Annotated in this window: 17 protein-coding genes and 1 pseudogene; 7 read left to right on the top strand and 11 right to left on the bottom strand. The window is 60.0% G+C overall.

Annotation, left to right across the window (positions count from 1 at the left end; all coding sequences use genetic code 11):
* Positions 1 to 157 precede the first annotated feature (157 nt).
* Together C6W88_RS04730 and C6W88_RS04725 are read left to right on the top strand one after the other, a co-directional pair.
* The gene (locus tag C6W88_RS04730) at positions 158 to 1,063 is read left to right on the top strand and encodes a LysR substrate-binding domain-containing protein (RefSeq protein WP_108131681.1); all 906 of its coding nucleotides are present in this window, start codon (positions 158 to 160) and stop codon (positions 1,061 to 1,063) included.
* A gap of 276 nt (positions 1,064 to 1,339) precedes the next feature.
* Positions 1,340 to 1,774, top strand: a complete 435-nt coding sequence (locus tag C6W88_RS04725) for a hypothetical protein (protein WP_231498530.1) — start codon at positions 1,340 to 1,342, stop codon at positions 1,772 to 1,774.
* A 122-nt stretch (positions 1,775 to 1,896) separates the two neighbouring features.
* Here C6W88_RS04725 and C6W88_RS04720 read toward each other — a convergent pair whose 3' ends face one another.
* From C6W88_RS04720 to C6W88_RS04695, 6 genes are all read right to left on the bottom strand, one after another.
* A complete protein-coding gene (locus C6W88_RS04720; protein ID WP_108131680.1) occupies positions 1,897 to 2,565 on the bottom strand; it encodes an amino acid ABC transporter permease in 669 nt (222 codons plus the stop codon).
* A 5-nt stretch (positions 2,566 to 2,570) separates the two neighbouring features.
* On the bottom strand, positions 2,571 to 3,311 hold the full coding sequence (locus tag C6W88_RS04715) for an amino acid ABC transporter ATP-binding protein (protein WP_156088599.1): 741 nt from the start codon (positions 3,309 to 3,311) through the stop codon (positions 2,571 to 2,573).
* A gap of 16 nt (positions 3,312 to 3,327) precedes the next feature.
* Positions 3,328 to 3,996, bottom strand: coding sequence for an amino acid ABC transporter permease (locus C6W88_RS04710; RefSeq protein ID WP_045990953.1), 669 nt, complete (start codon positions 3,994 to 3,996; stop codon positions 3,328 to 3,330).
* A gap of 67 nt (positions 3,997 to 4,063) precedes the next feature.
* Positions 4,064 to 4,924 carry a transporter substrate-binding domain-containing protein gene (locus C6W88_RS04705; RefSeq protein ID WP_108131678.1) on the bottom strand — a complete coding sequence of 287 codons (861 nt, stop codon included), beginning with the start codon at positions 4,922 to 4,924 and terminating at the stop codon, positions 4,064 to 4,066.
* A gap of 282 nt (positions 4,925 to 5,206) precedes the next feature.
* Positions 5,207 to 6,403 (bottom strand): NAD(P)-binding domain-containing protein, encoded by a 1,197-nt coding sequence (locus tag C6W88_RS04700; RefSeq protein WP_108131677.1) that lies wholly within the window; start codon positions 6,401 to 6,403, stop codon positions 5,207 to 5,209.
* A gap of 88 nt (positions 6,404 to 6,491) precedes the next feature.
* Positions 6,492 to 7,019 carry a MarR family winged helix-turn-helix transcriptional regulator gene (locus tag C6W88_RS04695; protein ID WP_108131676.1) on the bottom strand — a complete coding sequence of 176 codons (528 nt, stop codon included), beginning with the start codon at positions 7,017 to 7,019 and terminating at the stop codon, positions 6,492 to 6,494.
* A 520-nt stretch (positions 7,020 to 7,539) separates the two neighbouring features.
* On the opposite strand from C6W88_RS04695, the gene C6W88_RS04690 reads away from it, so the two are divergent.
* From C6W88_RS04690 to C6W88_RS04675, 4 genes are all read left to right on the top strand, one after another.
* Positions 7,540 to 7,758 (top strand): hypothetical protein, encoded by a 219-nt coding sequence (locus C6W88_RS04690; RefSeq protein ID WP_108131675.1) that lies wholly within the window; start codon positions 7,540 to 7,542, stop codon positions 7,756 to 7,758.
* Between the two features lie 216 nt (positions 7,759 to 7,974).
* Entirely contained in the window at positions 7,975 to 9,117 is a 1,143-nt protein-coding gene (locus tag C6W88_RS04685) for a TauD/TfdA family dioxygenase (protein ID WP_108131674.1), read from the top strand.
* Entirely contained in the window at positions 9,118 to 9,705 is a 588-nt protein-coding gene (locus tag C6W88_RS04680) for an HD domain-containing protein (protein WP_108131673.1), read from the top strand. It abuts the gene before it with no gap.
* A 170-nt stretch (positions 9,706 to 9,875) separates the two neighbouring features.
* Positions 9,876 to 11,513 carry a BCCT family transporter gene (locus C6W88_RS04675; protein WP_181248556.1) on the top strand — a complete coding sequence of 546 codons (1,638 nt, stop codon included), beginning with the start codon at positions 9,876 to 9,878 and terminating at the stop codon, positions 11,511 to 11,513.
* 179 nt (positions 11,514 to 11,692) lie between these two features.
* Here the strand turns inward: C6W88_RS04675 and C6W88_RS04670 are convergent, their stop codons facing one another.
* Positions 11,693 to 12,631: a LysR substrate-binding domain-containing protein gene (locus tag C6W88_RS04670; RefSeq protein ID WP_108131672.1), complete on the bottom strand. Its 939-nt coding sequence runs from the start codon at positions 12,629 to 12,631 to the stop codon at positions 11,693 to 11,695.
* Positions 12,632 to 12,966: 335 nt separating this feature from the next.
* Here C6W88_RS04670 and C6W88_RS04665 point away from each other — a divergent pair, with 335 nt between their 5' ends.
* Complete coding sequence (locus C6W88_RS04665; RefSeq protein ID WP_108131671.1) at positions 12,967 to 14,556, top strand: ABC-F family ATPase; 1,590 nt, start codon at positions 12,967 to 12,969, stop codon at positions 14,554 to 14,556.
* A 164-nt stretch (positions 14,557 to 14,720) separates the two neighbouring features.
* Here the strand turns inward: C6W88_RS04665 and C6W88_RS04660 are convergent.
* The 4 genes and pseudogenes from C6W88_RS04660 to C6W88_RS04645 all read right to left on the bottom strand — a co-directional run.
* Positions 14,721 to 14,900: pseudogene (locus C6W88_RS04660) on the bottom strand (amino acid ABC transporter ATP-binding protein); the annotation flags it as partial.
* A gap of 61 nt (positions 14,901 to 14,961) precedes the next feature.
* A complete protein-coding gene (locus C6W88_RS04655; protein ID WP_108131670.1) occupies positions 14,962 to 15,303 on the bottom strand; it encodes an NIPSNAP family protein in 342 nt (113 codons plus the stop codon).
* A 1-nt stretch (position 15,304) separates the two neighbouring features.
* Positions 15,305 to 15,802 carry a TRAP transporter small permease gene (locus tag C6W88_RS04650; RefSeq protein ID WP_108131669.1) on the bottom strand — a complete coding sequence of 166 codons (498 nt, stop codon included), beginning with the start codon at positions 15,800 to 15,802 and terminating at the stop codon, positions 15,305 to 15,307.
* On the bottom strand, positions 15,799 to 16,008 hold the full coding sequence (locus C6W88_RS04645) for a TRAP transporter large permease subunit (RefSeq protein ID WP_258183870.1): 210 nt from the start codon (positions 16,006 to 16,008) through the stop codon (positions 15,799 to 15,801). Before C6W88_RS04645 ends, C6W88_RS04650 begins: the two co-directional genes overlap by 4 nt.
* Between the last annotated feature and the right edge of the window lie 55 nt (positions 16,009 to 16,063).

Raw genomic sequence — 16,063 nt, 5'->3', positions numbered from 1 at the left:
CGCCAGTTCCCGGCGGCCCTGTTCCCGGTAGCCCAGTGGCCGCCGGGAACTTAAATGAGCACCTCAGCAGGAGGTCGTTTCGAAAAACGTACCGGCAACAGCGGTAGTCCCTCGGTTGGGGTAGAATGGCGGTTTTTTACGCTGGAGTCAGCGTTCGATGAAGGCCCGTCATCTCCCCTCGACCACCACGCTTCAGTGTTTCGAAGCCGCCGCCCGGCACCTGAGTTTCACCCGGGCGGCGGATGAGCTGAGCATCACCCAGAGCGCCATCAGCAAGCAGGTGGCCCAGCTCGAGGACTACCTTCAGCACAAGCTCTTCCGTCGACTCAGGCGCACCCTGGTGCTGACGCCGGAGGGCTCGCTGTACCTGACCGAGGTGCGCAAGATCCTGGCCCACCTCGAGATGTCGGCCAACGCCATCATGACCTACAGCGGCCACGGTGACGTGCTCAAGGTGGCCACGCTTCCCACCTTCGGCACGCGCTGGCTGTCGCTGCAGCTACCGGCCTTCTTCGAGGCTCACCCCGGTATCACCCTGCACCTGTCCGACCGCGTGGAGACCTTCGATCTGGAAAACGAAGGCATCGACATAGCGATCTTCCACGGCCACGGCAGCTGGCCCAACCTCGAATGTCACAAGCTGTTCGAGGAAGAGGTGATGGCGGTCGGCGCACCCGGCTATCTGGCGCGCCAGCGCATCGTCAGCCCCGCCGATCTGGCCAACTGCCGGCTGCTGCACCTGTCGACCCGCCCCGACGCGTGGCACCGCTGGTTCGACGAACAGGGCATTCGCACCGATCGCAGCTACCACGGTATCCGCTTCGAAACCTTTCAGACGCTGATTCGCACGGTCATGGCCGGCGGCGGCCTTGCCCTGATTCCACGCTTCATGATCGACCATGAACTGGAAGCCGGCGCCCTGGTCCCCGCCTGGCCCACCCTGTTGCGCGGTCCCGACGCCTACTACCTGGTCTATCCCGAGCACCTGGGAGAGCTCGCAAAGGTGCGCCAGTTCGTCGACCACCTCAAAGGCTGCGCCGCGCCACAGGCCCCAACCGAGTAGGCCCGGTCAAAGTAGTCCCCGCGCGAGTAATCCCCGTCCGAGCTAGCTCCGCCCGAGTAAGCCCCATCCGAGTAAGCCCCGCCCGAGTAGCTCCCAGGGGGGCAGCCGGCTGAGACCCTCCGTTTTCGGTGGCTCGGCGCATGGCCTGGCCCCTTCCCTGCTCCCGCACGAAAAGTTTTCTTCTGGTTGTAAGGTCCCGCTTTCAGATGCGACACAGCCTCCCACGGCGCTCGCCCATCGAGCGCCATCCCCTAGAAGACGACCAAGGAAGCTCAGATGCACACTGAAGGAAACGAGATGGCGGGCCTCAAGGGCGGGCTGCTGGCGATGCGTATCGGCATCTTTCTGGTACTGCTGGTCTGGACCCTGAGCAAGTTCATCAATCCAAGCCAGGGCAGCGGGATCATGGACAAGTACTTCGGCATCGCCGGCGTCGGCACCGCCGTCGTGGTGGCGCTAGGTGTGCTCGAACTGGTGCTGATCCTGGCCTTCGTCAGCGGCAGCTTCAAGCGCATAAGCTATGGTGGCGTGCTGCTGGTACACGGCGTCTCGACGCTGGTGACTATCCCGGCGATGGTGACCGATCCCTTCGGCCATATGCTGTTCTTCGCCGCCCTGCCGATGCTGGCCGCCTGCTACACCCTCTATCGACTGCGCGACCACGACACCCTGCTGACCCTGGAACGCCCGTCGCCCCTCGCCACCGCCTGAGGCGACGTCGCCAGAACAGACGCGCCCCCGATGAGCAACCACTTGCTCACCGGGGGCGCTTGATGTAGCGACTTCGGTAGCTCACTACTGGTCCAATGCGAGGCTCCAGACGCCTCTCGGGCTCACTGAGTGGTCACCCCAGGCACCCAAGTCTTCCGCTCGACCCAGCCAAGCAGGCTTGCCACACTGGACGTCAGCACAAGATAGATGATCCCCGCCCAGAGAAAGACGTGGAAAAAGTCCAATGTTCGCGAGCCGATATCCTGAGCAATTGCCGAAATCTCAACCACGCCGATGGTATAGGCAATGGAAGTGAACTTGAGCTCGATGATCGCTTCGTTGGACCACTGAGGTATCACCCTCCGTAACGCCTGCGGCAACATGACGTGTCGGATAGCCTGCCATTTGCTCATCCCGCACGCCCTTGCGGCGGTCAATTGCCCTGAAGGCACCGACAGGATCGAACCACGAAAGTACTCTGCCTGGTAGGCGGCACTGTTCAAGGTGATGGCGATCACCGCGGAGGTGAAAGCATCAAAGACAATGCCTACGTGGGGGAGACCCAGATAAATAAAGAACATCTGGACCAGCATCGGCGTCCCGCGAAAAAGCTCTATATATGCGGTACTGATCCAATACCAGACTCGCCCACCGTAGACACGCGCCCAACACAGCGCAAGCCCGAGAAAGAAACCGAGCGTGATCGCAATCACCCAGAGGGCGAGGGTGATCGGAACCCCTGTGAGGAGTTGCGGCAGCCACTCAAGGCCAAAGCTCAAAAAATCCATCATAGCGCTCACCCATGCTCTGCGATGACGTTGAGGAAAGCCCTGGTGCGCTCATTCTCTGCGCCTGTGAACAGGGTCTGCGGGTCACCCTGCTCAACGATATAGCCTTTCTCCATAAAGATGATCTCGTCGGCAGCCTGACGTGCAAAGCTCATCTCGTGAGTTACCACGACCATCGTCATCCCGTCACTGGCGAGTTGCTGCATGACTTTGACCACTTCCCCCGTCAACTCAGGGTCCAACGCTGATGTAGGCTCATCAAACAGCAGCACGTCAGGGTCCATCGCCAGCGCCCTTGCAATAGACACACGCTGCTGCTGACCACCCGAGAGTTCTGCCGGATAAGCATCTGCCCTGTCCGACAACCCCACTCGCTCCAACTCCTCATAGGCACGACGAGTCGCCTTATCTCGCTCGACTCCATTTACCCTGATTTGGCAAATTCGTACGTTGTCCAAGACGGTGAGATGGGAGAACAGGTTAAAATCCTGGAAAACAAAGCCGATCCGCGCCCGCATCTTGTCGATATTACTGTCGGTGACTTCTTCTCCCTTGAGGTAGACCTTTCCATCGTCGGGGTGAGTGAGATGGTTGATACTTCGCAAAAGCGTACTTTTTCCTGATCCGGATGGACCAATAAGAACTTTTGTTTCACCCCGATGAAGAGAAAAGCTGATACCTTTCAGGACCTCTACACCGCCATAGCTTTTCTTCACACCTTTTACATCGAGAACCAGATCGCTGTCCATAACATTATCTCTCATCTTATTTTTCGAACCCCGGAACCGACAATTTCCTTTCAAAAGCATAAAGGGCACTATTCCCGGCTCTATTTAGAATAAAATAGAGAAGAGCGACTACCGCAAATACGATGAGGACGTTTCCTTGGGTACTGGTAATTATATAGTGAGCTTGACGCGTCAGTTCGACAACACCGATCACGTACGCCAGCGACGTTTCCTTTATCTGAGATGAAAACTCGTTTGTCCAAGGCCCTATTGCGTGTCGTATGGCTTGAGGTAAAACGATATATGCAATCGCCTTGGAACTAGACATTCCCATCGCCCTCGCAGCCAGCATCTGGCCCTCAGGAACAGACTGGAAGGCACTACGAAAAATCTGAGATTGATAAGCAGCAGATCTTAGCCCCATTGCCAAAACTGCCGCAGCGAAAGCGGAGATATCGTATACACCAGATAATCCATAGAAAAAAATGAACAGCATTATAATGATTGGAATACCACGAAAAATTCGCTCGTAGACGATCAGCGGCCACTGAACAAAACGAGAACGTGGCCCGTACAGCTGTATCAAGCATATAGCCAGGCCAAGAAATAAACCTATAACCAAAAGACAGAACAAGAGGGCAATCGCGACCCCCAGCCCTTTCAAAAGAAAGGGAAAGTCTCTAATAAGCACATCATAGATATCCATGACATCTGCCCCGATGAAAAAAGGCGCTTCCGGTCGAGGAAGCGCCTACAGCAATATAACGCCAGATTTATTCGTTTCCGAGCTCGGGAAGTCCACTCACCGGCTTGTCATAGGTATCTACAAAACCCGGCATATGGCCAGGAATGGGAGGCGCCACAACCCCGGGGATATAGCTGCTTACGATTTCCTGCCACTCACCGGAGTCATAAATATTCATGATACCCTGGTTCAACTTTCCAAGGACCTCCTGCGAATCATCCTTGGTGACAGCCAGCGCCAAAGGAGCACGAATATAGATCTTGCCAGCCATTTTTACCGGTCGGCCAGAGTTGATATATTCCTGAGCGGACGTATCGTCCACAATGACCGATGAAATCCTGCCGATCGCCATGTCATCGACAGCGGTCACGTAGCTATCGTACTTGGAGAGAGAAACGTCAACATCGCTATTATTGATAACGTTCTCTTCCATCCATGCCTGCTGGGACGAACCACCTTGGACGCCGACACTAGCGCCGCAGCAGACTGCCGTAAAGACATTGGCGTCAGAATCTTCAGGAACCAACACAACATCGTTGGTTTCCCACCAGGGTATACTGAAATCGATGGCCTCTGCCCGCTCCTCTGTCACAGTCAGCCCAGTCGCCAATATATCAATCTTTTGAGCCGCCAGCGCTGGAATCAGAGAAGGGAACGGCATGTCCTGAAATTCAATCTCAAAGCCTTGATCTTCAGCGATAGCACTCATCGCATCGATGGCGATGCCCTTGAACTCACCACTTTCTACATATGCCCAAGGCGGAAAGGAGGCTTCAATACCCACCGTATATGGGTCTTGAGCCAATGCCGTCGAGGAAATTCCCGTTCCTGCAAGACCCACTGCTGCTAGAGAAAAATAGGTGACCCAGGATGGCTTCTTGTTATTCATAATTGCCTCATATTGTCTAACGAATTTATCGATTAACCAATTCAATATGGTGGCTATAAAGGCCGCATGTCAAGCCAGCGACCTTTCGTTAAAAATGAGTTTATGCATTATCGCGAATCAAACAAAAAAACCTTTGCTCTCCCGCTAAATACAGAAAAAATCCATACTCATTGCTGCTCCGACAAAAAAAATGGCAGGCTGGCGCTCCTTGCCATCTTCTTGGGCACTCACCCACGGTGACAGCCATACCCCGGAGCAGTTCACCATCCGGCATGCCCTGCCCTACCCCCGCCGTGCCGCCCTTTCCGCCAGCGTTGCCACCACCGAGCGCACCTGTTCGTAACCGGTCCTCAACAGGAAGGTGGGGGCACGGCCGTAGCTCTTGATGCCCAGGATATACAGCCCCTGCTCCGGATGGCGGAGCTCCTCGGCGCCGTGGGAGGGTACCGAGCCACAGCTGTGGACGTTGGGATCGATCAACGGCGCCAGACGAACCGGACTCTGGGTGGCCGGATCCAGCTCGAGGCGAAGCTCGGACAACAGCGACAGATCCGGCCGGAAGCCGGTAGCGACGATGACCTCGTCTACCGGCGGCAGGCTCTGACCTTCCCCGTGGATGAGCAGACCATCGGCCCCCTCCTCAAGTCGCTCGATCCTGACCCCGGGATAGACCTCGATCCTGCCATCGCTCACCAGGCGCTGAACCTCCAGCCCGAGCCGACCACGTTCCTCGAGAGGATCGTCGGCGCACCCGCAGAACATCCTGGCCAGTGAATCACCACGGATCGCCCACAGCACCCTGGTATCCGGGGCTGCCTCGCCAAGCTCGGCCAGATCGCGGAGTAGATTGAAGGCCGAATGCCCGGCGCCGACCACCAGCACACGACGGTTGGCGTAGCGATCGCGCCCCTCCTTCAGCACCGCCGGCAGACCGTAGGTCACTCGCTGTGCCCATCGCGCTTCCCCTAGCGCTGGCATGCCGTGGGCCCCCATCCAGTTGGGCTGGCCGAAGGTACCGGAGGCGTCGATGACCGCATCGGCCAAAAGGTCCCGATCGCCATCGGGGTCTTCGATCCTCAGGACGAACGGCGCCTCGCAGCGCCCCTTGTCCTTCAGCACATCGATACCAGCCCGGCTCACTCCCAGCACGCGGCTTTGCAAGTGCACGCGGTCTCGGAGCTCAGGCAAGTTCGCCAGCGGCTCCAGATAGTGCTCCACAAGCTCCTGGCCGGTCGGGCAAGCATTGCCGCCTGGTGGCTGCCAACCCCAAGCCTTCAACAGTGCGGCAGCGTGATGATCAAGATTGCATTCCCAGGGCGTAAACATTCGCACATGCCCCCACTGCCGCAGATGCTCACCGACGCCCGTACCCGCTTCGATGACTACCGGATCGAGTCCATGCGCTAGCGCATGGGCGCAGGCGGCGAGCCCGATGGGGCCACCTCCGATAATCGCGATCCTGCCGCTTGTCTGATTCATCTATCGCTCCTTCAATGAGTAGCATCTAGGCAGGAATGCCATCGCACCCGAACTTAGTTGCTAGTACCAACGAAATAGGCAAAAAAACTCAGGTCTCGTCCTCTACAGAACTCAGGGTCCCAGGCCCCGGACCACAGCGCCGATGCGCGGCCTGGGTCAACTGCCGTATCAGGGTCAGCGCCGCCTGACGCATATCCGGGGTGAGACCTTCGAGCATCGCCCGCTCTTCAGCGATCAGGTCGGCGCGAATCGTCTGGTACAGCGCTTCTCCCTGCACCGTGGGGCGAATCAGCGCGGCACGTCGATCTACTGGATCGGCAACCCGGTCGACATGTCCCTTGCGCACCAGGGCGTCCACCACGCGACTCGCCGTGCTCTTGTCCAGGTACATTTCGCTTGCCAGCCCCTGCAGGCGCAACGGCCCTTGATGAACCAGGGTCTCCAAGGCATAGCACTGGGCCACCGAGAGGTCATAGCCGCAGATGCGATCGCGATCTCGAAACTGATGGACCCGAATCAGTTGATTGAGCGCATCGTAGAGTGCTCGGGCATCCCGGTCGAGGTTCTCGCCGCTCGGAAGGTCGCGAGGGTTGTTGCTGTCGCTTTGGGGACGCATCGTGTCTCAGGCAGCTTAGTTGGTACCTGCAACGTAAATGACGGCCCTGCGTGGGTCAAGCCGCTCTCTTGCCCCTCCTTCTCCCCTTTTCTTCACACCGGGCGCCTGTTGCCAGTCCTGCGACCCCCGGCCCCCCGGGCCGAGCTACGCACTGATGATTCGATAGCTCCGCGCCTGCGGCGAGCGGCATCGCCATATAGAAGGGAACGAGAGAACGCTCAAGCAAGCTGCTACGACCTCATTGACAGCCGGTCACCTGCGGGATAGGTTGGGGTCTGCGCCGATTCGAATCTCAGCTTGCGGGCGCTTTAAAAAATGCAGCTAAAGCGACGCCAGAGGCCCGCTTTAGCTATTGCTGAGCGGGTTTTTTGTTGCCCGAACACTTTTTATTGCCGAACAACGTAACGCCGCCGATTTAAGCACCAACTTGCGGGCGGAATACAAGTGCAGCTAAAGCGGCGTGCGACTCCTAACCCCTGGGTCGGCGCTTGCCGACTCACAAGGGGACCAGGAGACAGACATGACCACTTCCACCCGCCCTGCTCGCAGCCTCACCACCTCTTCCAAGCCGTCCGCCCAACTCAAGACACTGTGTCTGACACAGGACGATCTGGTGCGCGCGGAATTTCGCAACGACGTGATTCTTGCGGGTCTCGACAGCCGCTTACGCCACCCCTCGCGCCACCATTCACGCCAAGGCTCGACACCGGATAACACTCGCGACAACTGGCGGCCGTAGAGGGCTCGAGCCTGAGCAAAACCGGGTTAGCTTGACGGCCATGAACCCATCTGTGCGTATTACAGCGTCTACCTCAGGCGTCCGGTACTGCCGGGCGCTTTGCCATCACGGGTATAAAGAAAATGCATGGTGGAGGATAAGCCAGCGCCTCTACTCCTTCGCCGGGAGATGGCTCAGCATGCGCGCCGAACGCTTGCCAGACACCGGAGACCCGCGATGCGAAAGCCAACCTCCCGCCCTGAGTTCGTCATCCACGAACAGCCCCCGGCCGTCGTTGTCGTCGACGGCCAGCAGTCACGCGAGATCAGCCCGCTGTGGCTGCGCGAACGTACCCAGGCGCCGGATCAACTGGAGCCGATGACCCAGCAACGGCTGTTCGACTCCCATGCCATCGACGCGAATCTGACGCTGACCCAGGCCACCCAGGTCGATGAGCAGCATGTGGCGCTGGCCTTCAGCGACGGCCATCGCGAGACCTACGATCTGCGCGTCCTGGCCGAGGAACTCGGAGAGAGCGAGCTGTTTCCGGCCGCCGAACCCTGGGACGCCTCGCTCGATCAGAACAAGGTACGCTTTGACTGGACCCAGGTGCTTGACGACCCCGACGTCTTTCGCGAGTCACTGGATGCCTATCTACGCTACGGCTATCTGGTGCTTTACAAGGTACCCACCGACCCGGAACGCATCCTTCAGGTCGGCAGCCACTATGGCTACGTCAAGGAAACCAACTTCGGTCGCTATTTCGAGGTCTATTCACGCCCCAGCGGCAATGACCTGGCCTATCGCAGCGTGGCGCTTGGTCCCCACACCGACAACCCCTACCGCAACCCGGTGCCGGGTATCCAGCTGCTGCACTGTCTGGTCAACGAGACCAGCGGCGGCCTGTCCACCCTGGTCGACAGCCTCAAGGTTCTCGAGCGGCTACGCCAGGAGACTCCCGAGGGCTACGAGCTACTGAAACATACCCCGGTACGCTTTCGCTTCGTCGACGCCGGCACCCAGCTGGTGACCCAGCGCACCATGATCCAGACCGATGACGACGGTCGCCCCACCGGCGTTCACTACAGCCCGCGCCTGGATGGCCTGCCGCTGCTCTCCGACGCCGAGACACGGCTGTTCCACCGCGCCCGCCAGCGCCTTGGCGAACTGTTTGCCGACCCGACCTACGAGGTACGCTTCGCGCTCGGCGCCGGCGAACTGATGCTGTTCGACAACAGTCGCGTACTACACGGCCGCACCAGCTATGACAGCAACGAAGGACAGCGCCACCTGCAGGGTTGCTACCTGGATACCGACGGCCCGCGGGAGCGTTTCGCCAGTCTCTTGAAGCAACATGCGTCCATCGAGGAGGTCGCCTGAATGGAAAAGGTCACGTTTCGCCAGATGAAGGACGGGACTCGGGAGGAATACGTCTTTCTCGAGCAACTCGAAGATAACTTCAACCAGGGGTTGGTCGACCGCCTGCTGGACGCGCTGCGCCGACTCGAGAACAGCCTGAGCGGCTACCAGGTGACGCGCCTGGAACACTCGCTGCAGTCGGCGGCACGGGCCGAAGCCGACGGTGCCGACGAGGACATGATCGTGGCCGCGCTGCTGCACGATCTCGGTGACGACCTGGCGCCCTACAACCACTCCCAGCTAGCCGCCGCCATCATCCGGCCCTATGTGCGCGCCGAAGTGACCTGGGTGATCCATCACCACGGACTGTTCCAAAAAGTGTACTATGCGCACCACTTCGGAGAGGATCCACACGAACGCGATCGCTACCGGGACCATCCCTGGTACCAGAGTTGCGTGAACTTCTGTGAACGCTACGATCAGGCGGCGTTCGATCCGGACTATCCGACGCCACCACTGGAACACTTCGAGCCCATGCTGCGGCGCATCTTCGCTCGCCAGCCCTTCGATCCGGAGGTGATCGGCGAGGAGCATCCGCTGGAGCCATGAGCCACAGGTCTGACGCGGCGGCTCGCCCCGAGCCGCCGCGCCGACAAGGCCGCTCACGGTAGCGGCAGCGGGATCGCCGGCCCGAGGTCCGGCTCAAGAGGACACAGACTATCGCTACTCCAGAATCATCTTCCCCGGGGTCTCCCCCCGACGACAATCCCCACGCGGTAATGGGCACCGACTACAAGGTGACCGAACTCGAACAACGCGGCCCCTTCCAGGGCATGCACCGCGGCATGACGATCACGTCAGGGGCGCTGATCCTGCTCTTCGTACTGTTCACCGGTCTCAGTTCCGACACCGCCGCCGTGGTCTTCGGCACCGCACGCGCCTGGATCGAGGGCACCTTCAGCGGCTACTACCTGGTGACCGTGGTCGCCCTGCTGGTGGTCTGCGCCTTTATCGTCTGCAGTCGCTACGGCAGCATCCGTCTGGGCACCGACGACAGCCGACCGGAGTTCAGCAACTTCGCCTGGTTCTCGATGCTGTTCTCCGCCGGCATCGGTATCGGCATCCTGTTCTTCGGTGTCGCCGAGCCGATCTTCTATCTCGATAATACCGACTCCTTCGGCTACCCCAACAACCCCCACGCCGACATGGCCGGGGCCACCGCCATCGGGCATGAGCGCGCCATCGACGCGCTGCGGGTGACGGTCTTCCATTGGGGGCTGCACGGCTGGGCGATCTACGTCATCGTCGGCATGTCGCTGGCCTACTTCGCCTACCGCAAGGGCCTGCCGCTGGCGTTAAGATCGGCGCTTTACCCCTTTATCGGCGATCGCATCTTCGGGCCTGCCGGGCACCTGTTCGACATCTTCGGCGTGCTTGGCTGCGTGTTCGGTGTGGCCACCTCGCTGGGACTCGGCGTCAGCCAGATGGGCGTGGGACTGGAAAAGCTGTTCGGCATCGACGATGGCCTGCCGACCCAACTGGTGCTGATCGCGGTGATCTCGACGCTGTCGATCATCTCGGTGGTCAGCGGCGTGCAGAAGGGCATCCGCATCATCTCGGTGCTCAACATCTGGGTATCCGCGGTGGTGATCGGCATCTTCCTGTTCGGCGGGCCGACCCTGTGGCTGATCCAGACCTTCGGCGAGACGCTGGCGGACTACGCCACCGAGGTCATTCCCATGGGCCTGTGGTACGCCGAACAATCCGGTACCAGCGAATGGCAGCAGGCCTGGACCATCTTCTACTGGGGCTGGTGGCTCGCCTGGGCTCCCTTCGTCGGGCTGTTCATCGCGCGCATCTCCAAGGGCCGCACCCTGCGCGAATTCGTCCTCGGTGTGCTGCTGGTACCGACGCTGCTGGCCTTTGTCTGGCTGGTCATCTTCGGCGGCAACGCCATCCACCAGGAGCTGAACGCCGCCGGTGGCGCCGGCACTGCCGGCATCATGGAGATGGTGCGCGCCTGGGATCTGCCGTCTGCGCTGTTCGCCACCGCGGACGGGATCGTCGGCTCTGGCGTCTTCGGCTGGGTACTGTCGGCCATGATGGTGTTCCTGCTGATGAGCTGGTTCATCACCTCATCCGACTCCGGCACCCTGGTGCTGACCACCATCCTGTCGCTGGGCGATGACGATCCGCCCAAGCTGTTCCGCGTCTTCTGGGGTGTGGTGATCGGCCTGGTGGCCGCCGTGCTGCTGGTGGTCGGTGGGCTTTCCGCCCTGCAGACCGCCCTGATCGCTGCCGCCCTGCCGGTCAGCGTGGTCATCCTGGTCATGACCCTCGGCGTGCTGCTCTCGCTGTTCCGCGAACCGGGCGATCCCTATCGCCAAGGCTTCCGACTGCGCCCGCGCCGGCGCTGACAGGCCGCCCCGTGCCCACATCGGGCACGGGGTCCTGGGCCCCGCCCCTCTCTATCCTCGTCACCTCTCTTCCTCTCTTCCTCTCTGCACCTTTGCCATCACCATGGCGAACGCATCCACGCCCAACGCATGCCCTGCTTTGCGTCAGTGCGTCTTATCTACCCCGATCTGGCGCCCCCTCAGCGCAACCGCCCCGGGTCTCCCGAGGTGGCTCCCTCACCACGATGCACCGCGTCCAGCAGCCAGTCCCTGACCGGCTCCGTGACCGCGCTGCGCTGGTGTTTGACGCTCAGCCAGTAGCCATAGTCTTCCCGCGTGACCTGCGGTCCCAAGGCAGTGAGCTGGCCGGTGACCAGATACTCCTCGACCAGGTTCGACCAGCCCAGCGCCACGCCCTGATGCGCCAGCGCCGCGTTCAGCAACAGCGCGTAGTTGTGGTAGGCGAAGATATCCTCCGCCGGGGGTGGAGTGAGCCCCGCATGGCGGCACCACTGGGCCCAGTCGAGCCAACGCGGATTCCTGATGTCCTGGTGCAACAGCGAGAGCCGTGACAGGTCCTGTGCCGACAGGGGGCCGGATAGCCCATGTGCCTGCGCGTAGTCTGGGCTGCACACCGGGAAGACCGCCTCCCGGGCCACCAGCCGCCCTTCTTCCTGGGGCAGATAAGGCCCGAAACGAATCGCGATGTCGGCGGCCAGCAGCTGCGGATCGTCCGAGCGGTCGATCGGCATCAGGTGAAAGCTGAAGTCGGGAAAGGCCCGCTTGAGCGCCGGTAGCCGGGGCAACAGCCACAGGTGGGTAAAACCCGCGTCGGCTGCGATGACGACCGTTGGCGCTGGCCCCTGGCCGTGGCGCACGAAGCGATCACAGGTGTCTCTGAGGGTGGTGAGACTCGGCGCCATCTCGCGGTAGAAGCGCTCGCCCTCGACGGTCAAGCTCAGCCGGCCACCGTGCCGGTCGAACAGTACCAACCCCAGGTATTCCTCCAGCCCCCGGATTCGCTGGGAGATGGTCGGCTGGGTGGTTCGCTCGGCCTCCGCAGCGGCGGTCATGGAGCCGAGCCGGGCCGTGGCCTCGAAGGCGATCAGCGACTTCATGGAAGCGGGGTTGGGGTTCATAGGCAGAAGATGTGATGGGCCGGGTAGTTGGCAGGGACGCCCCTGGGGTGACAGACAGCGGCAGACAACGGCAGATAGCACCAGCCATCCAGTGCAAGGCAGGCGGTTGGCGAGCGCGCCGCGAAGGGTGCGGTGATCTGAAGGGGGTATGGTGAGGGAATCGGCAGGCAGATGCCAAGTCGCCTCCTGTCTCCCACATTCCTGTGTGTCAGTCTGGGACCCCAGTAGCTAGCCAGCGGGTCAGACGCGTACAATGCGCCCTCCACTTTGGTCGAAGCCCCTTGCCGTGCCGGCCCAAGTCTCTCATTCATGTTCATCCCGCGAGATACTCCGCCGTGCTCTCTACCGCCAACATCACCATGCAGTTTGGCCCCAAGCCGCTGTTTGAAAACGTTTCTGTCAAATTCGGCCAGGGCCACCGCTACGGTCTGATCGGCGCCAACGGCTGTGGCAAGTCGACCCTGATGAAGATCCTCGGGGGCGACCTCGAGCCGACCAGCGGCCAGGTGATGAAGGACGCCACCACTCGCCTGGGCAAGTTGCGCCAGGACCAGTTCGCCTTCGAGGACGAACGTGTCATCGACACCGTCATCATGGGCAACGAAGAACTCTGGAGCGTGACCGCTGAGCGCGAGCGCATCTACTCCCAGGCCGAGATGAGCGAAGAAGACGGCATGGCGGTGGCAGACCTCGAAGTCCGCTACGCCGAGCTCGACGGCTACACCGCCGAGGCTCGTGCCGGTGAGCTGCTGCTGGGTCTGGGGATTCTGCTTGAGCAGCACGACCAGCCGATGAGTGTGGTGGCACCGGGCTGGAAACTGCGCGTACTGCTGGCCCAGGCGCTGTTCAGCGACCCCGATGTGCTGCTGCTCGATGAGCCGACCAACCACCTGGACATCAACACGATTCGCTGGCTCGAGGATATTCTTCGTGCGCGCTCGTCGACCATGATCATCATCTCCCACGATCGCCACTTCCTGAATAGTGTGTGCACGCACATGGCGGATCTGGACTACGGCGAGCTGCAGCTGTTCCCCGGCAACTATGACGAGTACATGACCGCGGCCACCCAGGCGCGTGAACGTCTGCAGTCCGAAAACGCCAAGAAAAAGGCAGAAATTGCCGAGCTCAAGCAGTTCGTCAGTCGCTTCTCGGCCAATGCCTCCAAGGCCAAGCAGGCGACCTCACGCCAGCGTAGGATCGACAAGATCCAGCTCGACGAGATCAAGCCGTCGTCACGGGTCAGTCCGTTCATTCGCTTCGAGCAGAACAAGAAGATCCACCGCCAGGCGCTGGAAGTGGAAGCGCTGTCCAAGGCCTGGGACGACAATGTCCTGTTCGAGCGCTTTGGGCTGCGTATTGAAGCCGGAGAGCGGGTCGCCATCATCGGCCCCAACGGCATCGGCAAGACCACCCTGCTCAACTGCCTGGTCGGCGCGATGGAGCCCGACGCCGGTGAGGTCAAATGGACCGATGCCGCCGAAGTGGGCTATTTCGCCCAGGACCACGCGGCGGACTTCGAGGGGGGCGAAACCCTGTTCGAATGGATGCAGCAGTGGACCACCGCCGGTGAACAGATCGTGCGCGGCGCCCTCGGGCGGATGCTGTTCTCCAATGATGATATCGGCAAGTCGGTGAAGGTGATTTCAGGCGGCGAACAGGGACGCATGCTGTTCGGCAAGCTCTCGCTGCAGAACCCCAACGTGCTGGTGATGGACGAGCCCACCAACCACCTCGACATGGAGTCCATCGAGGCGCTCAACCTGGCGCTCGAGCACTATCCCGGCACCCTGATCTTCGTCAGCCACGACCGCGAGTTCGTCGGCTCACTGGCCACCCGCGTCATCGAGATGAAGGACGATGGCATCGTCGACTTCAGTGGCAGCTACGACGACTACCTGCGTAGCCAGGGCGTACTCGGATAAGTCACCACTCACACACGCAGGGCGGCGGATGCTGCCCTGTGTCGATAGTAAGTGGAGACTCTACTGAGAAGCCGCCAGAAGTTTGAAAAACTCGATACGACTATCACATCGACAAAGCCCCCCTGCCGGCACGCACCGGCAGGGAGGCCTGGCCCTTTGTCAGCTCAGGTAATCTGACCCAGGAAGTTCTGCAGCCGTTCGTTCTGCGGGTTGGTGAAGAACCCGGTCGGTTCGTTGATCTCGACGATCTTGCCCGCGTCCATGAAGACGATACGATCGGCCACGGCCTTGGCAAATTCCATTTCATGGGTCACGCACATCATCGTCATGCCCTCCCCAACTAGACAAAACAGTCTGAGCCAATCGGCCAGCATAAACTTGCATCAAAACCGCACGTTTGTTGCACTACCCTTCCCCCTTCTTCTCGTGAATGGGATCAAAAAAAGGCGCGGCGACGAGTATCTTGTTCTCCTGGCTGACCAGGTACCCCGCCTCGGCGCTTTTCGCAAGATACTCCTTCCACTCCGGGTCTGCCTGTAGCTTCTGGCGCTTGGCTGCGCGGTCGGCCGCATCCTCGTACATCCACACATGAACATAGGAGTTGACATCACCCGTTTCAACCGCCCCATAAACAACGGGATAACCCAGGTGTTTACTCTGTACCTTCCACCCGTGGTCTTCATAGAGCTTCATGTGTTTCTTGATGGTACCCGGGCGGCATGTGTATGTTCTTAGATCGTAGATCATCCTACTTCTCCTTCATCATGGTGAAAAATGGCGCTTTAACGTCCGCGATCGATTCAAACAGATCACGCAATGAGTAAATCATCATCAATGTTCCCGAGATGGGGGTAGCGGCATAGAAAAGCCCCGTTGGAAGGTTCAGTACAGGCGTTACTGCACTGCTCCGTGCCGTCAGCTCCCATCCGTACCACGTCATGGCGAGCATGAATCCAAGGGATAGCAATGCCAGAAAGGCCCTGAGCAAAGGTGCCGCACGCTTTTGCCCTATCACCTGCTCGAGCCAATCTACTCTGAAGTGTCCCCGCTCTCGCCATAAGGCAGAGGAGCCCATGAATACCATCCAGGAAAACAAGCCCCTTACCACCTCATCCAGCCATGCGAAGCTCGCAAGTTGAAAGCTGCGCGCAATGACGCTTGAAAACAGCAGGATGAATAACGCTGCCAAACAGAACGAGGCAATCGCGCGCAGGAGTTGGCCCACCACTCGATCAAGTTTATTCATGAGTTCATCACCAGATCAGGCAGCCATGTCGATATCGCTGGAATCATGACGACGGCCATCAACACCACGAAAAGACCAATCAAGTAAGGCGTCAAGGCACGCGACAAGCGGCCGACGCTGATTTTGGCTATCGACGATGTAGCAAAGAGAACCATACCCAAGGGAGGCGTCAGCAAACCGACCATCGAACACATGATCATGATCACACCGGCCTTTAGCCTCAAATTAGTTTATGTCAGTTTGTCTGACAACTGTTTTTAA

Source organism: Halomonas litopenaei (genome assembly GCF_003045775.1).
GTDB lineage: Bacteria > Pseudomonadota > Gammaproteobacteria > Pseudomonadales > Halomonadaceae > Halomonas > Halomonas litopenaei.
This window is presented reverse-complemented; position numbering and strand designations above follow the sequence as displayed.

Bases quoted from the DNA above. Each gene is read 5' to 3' on its own strand.
- C6W88_RS04730 (WP_108131681.1), top strand. From the start codon at position 158: ATGAAGGCCCGTCATCTCCCCTCGACCACCACGCTTCAGTGTTTCGAA.
- C6W88_RS04725 (WP_231498530.1), top strand. From the start codon at position 1,340: ATGCACACTGAAGGAAACGAGATGGCGGGCCTCAAGGGCGGGCTGCTG.
- C6W88_RS04720 (WP_108131680.1), bottom strand. From the start codon at position 2,565: ATGATGGATTTTTTGAGCTTTGGCCTTGAGTGGCTGCCGCAACTCCTC.
- C6W88_RS04715 (WP_156088599.1), bottom strand. From the start codon at position 3,311: ATGGACAGCGATCTGGTTCTCGATGTAAAAGGTGTGAAGAAAAGCTAT.
- C6W88_RS04710 (WP_045990953.1), bottom strand. From the start codon at position 3,996: ATGGATATCTATGATGTGCTTATTAGAGACTTTCCCTTTCTTTTGAAA.
- C6W88_RS04705 (WP_108131678.1), bottom strand. From the start codon at position 4,924: ATGAATAACAAGAAGCCATCCTGGGTCACCTATTTTTCTCTAGCAGCA.
- C6W88_RS04700 (WP_108131677.1), bottom strand. From the start codon at position 6,403: ATGAATCAGACAAGCGGCAGGATCGCGATTATCGGAGGTGGCCCCATC.
- C6W88_RS04695 (WP_108131676.1), bottom strand. From the start codon at position 7,019: ATGCGTCCCCAAAGCGACAGCAACAACCCTCGCGACCTTCCGAGCGGC.
- C6W88_RS04690 (WP_108131675.1), top strand. From the start codon at position 7,540: ATGACCACTTCCACCCGCCCTGCTCGCAGCCTCACCACCTCTTCCAAG.
- C6W88_RS04685 (WP_108131674.1), top strand. From the start codon at position 7,975: ATGCGAAAGCCAACCTCCCGCCCTGAGTTCGTCATCCACGAACAGCCC.
- C6W88_RS04680 (WP_108131673.1), top strand. From the start codon at position 9,118: ATGGAAAAGGTCACGTTTCGCCAGATGAAGGACGGGACTCGGGAGGAA.
- C6W88_RS04675 (WP_181248556.1), top strand. From the start codon at position 9,876: ATGGGCACCGACTACAAGGTGACCGAACTCGAACAACGCGGCCCCTTC.
- C6W88_RS04670 (WP_108131672.1), bottom strand. From the start codon at position 12,631: ATGAACCCCAACCCCGCTTCCATGAAGTCGCTGATCGCCTTCGAGGCC.
- C6W88_RS04655 (WP_108131670.1), bottom strand. From the start codon at position 15,303: ATGATCTACGATCTAAGAACATACACATGCCGCCCGGGTACCATCAAG.
- C6W88_RS04650 (WP_108131669.1), bottom strand. From the start codon at position 15,802: ATGAATAAACTTGATCGAGTGGTGGGCCAACTCCTGCGCGCGATTGCC.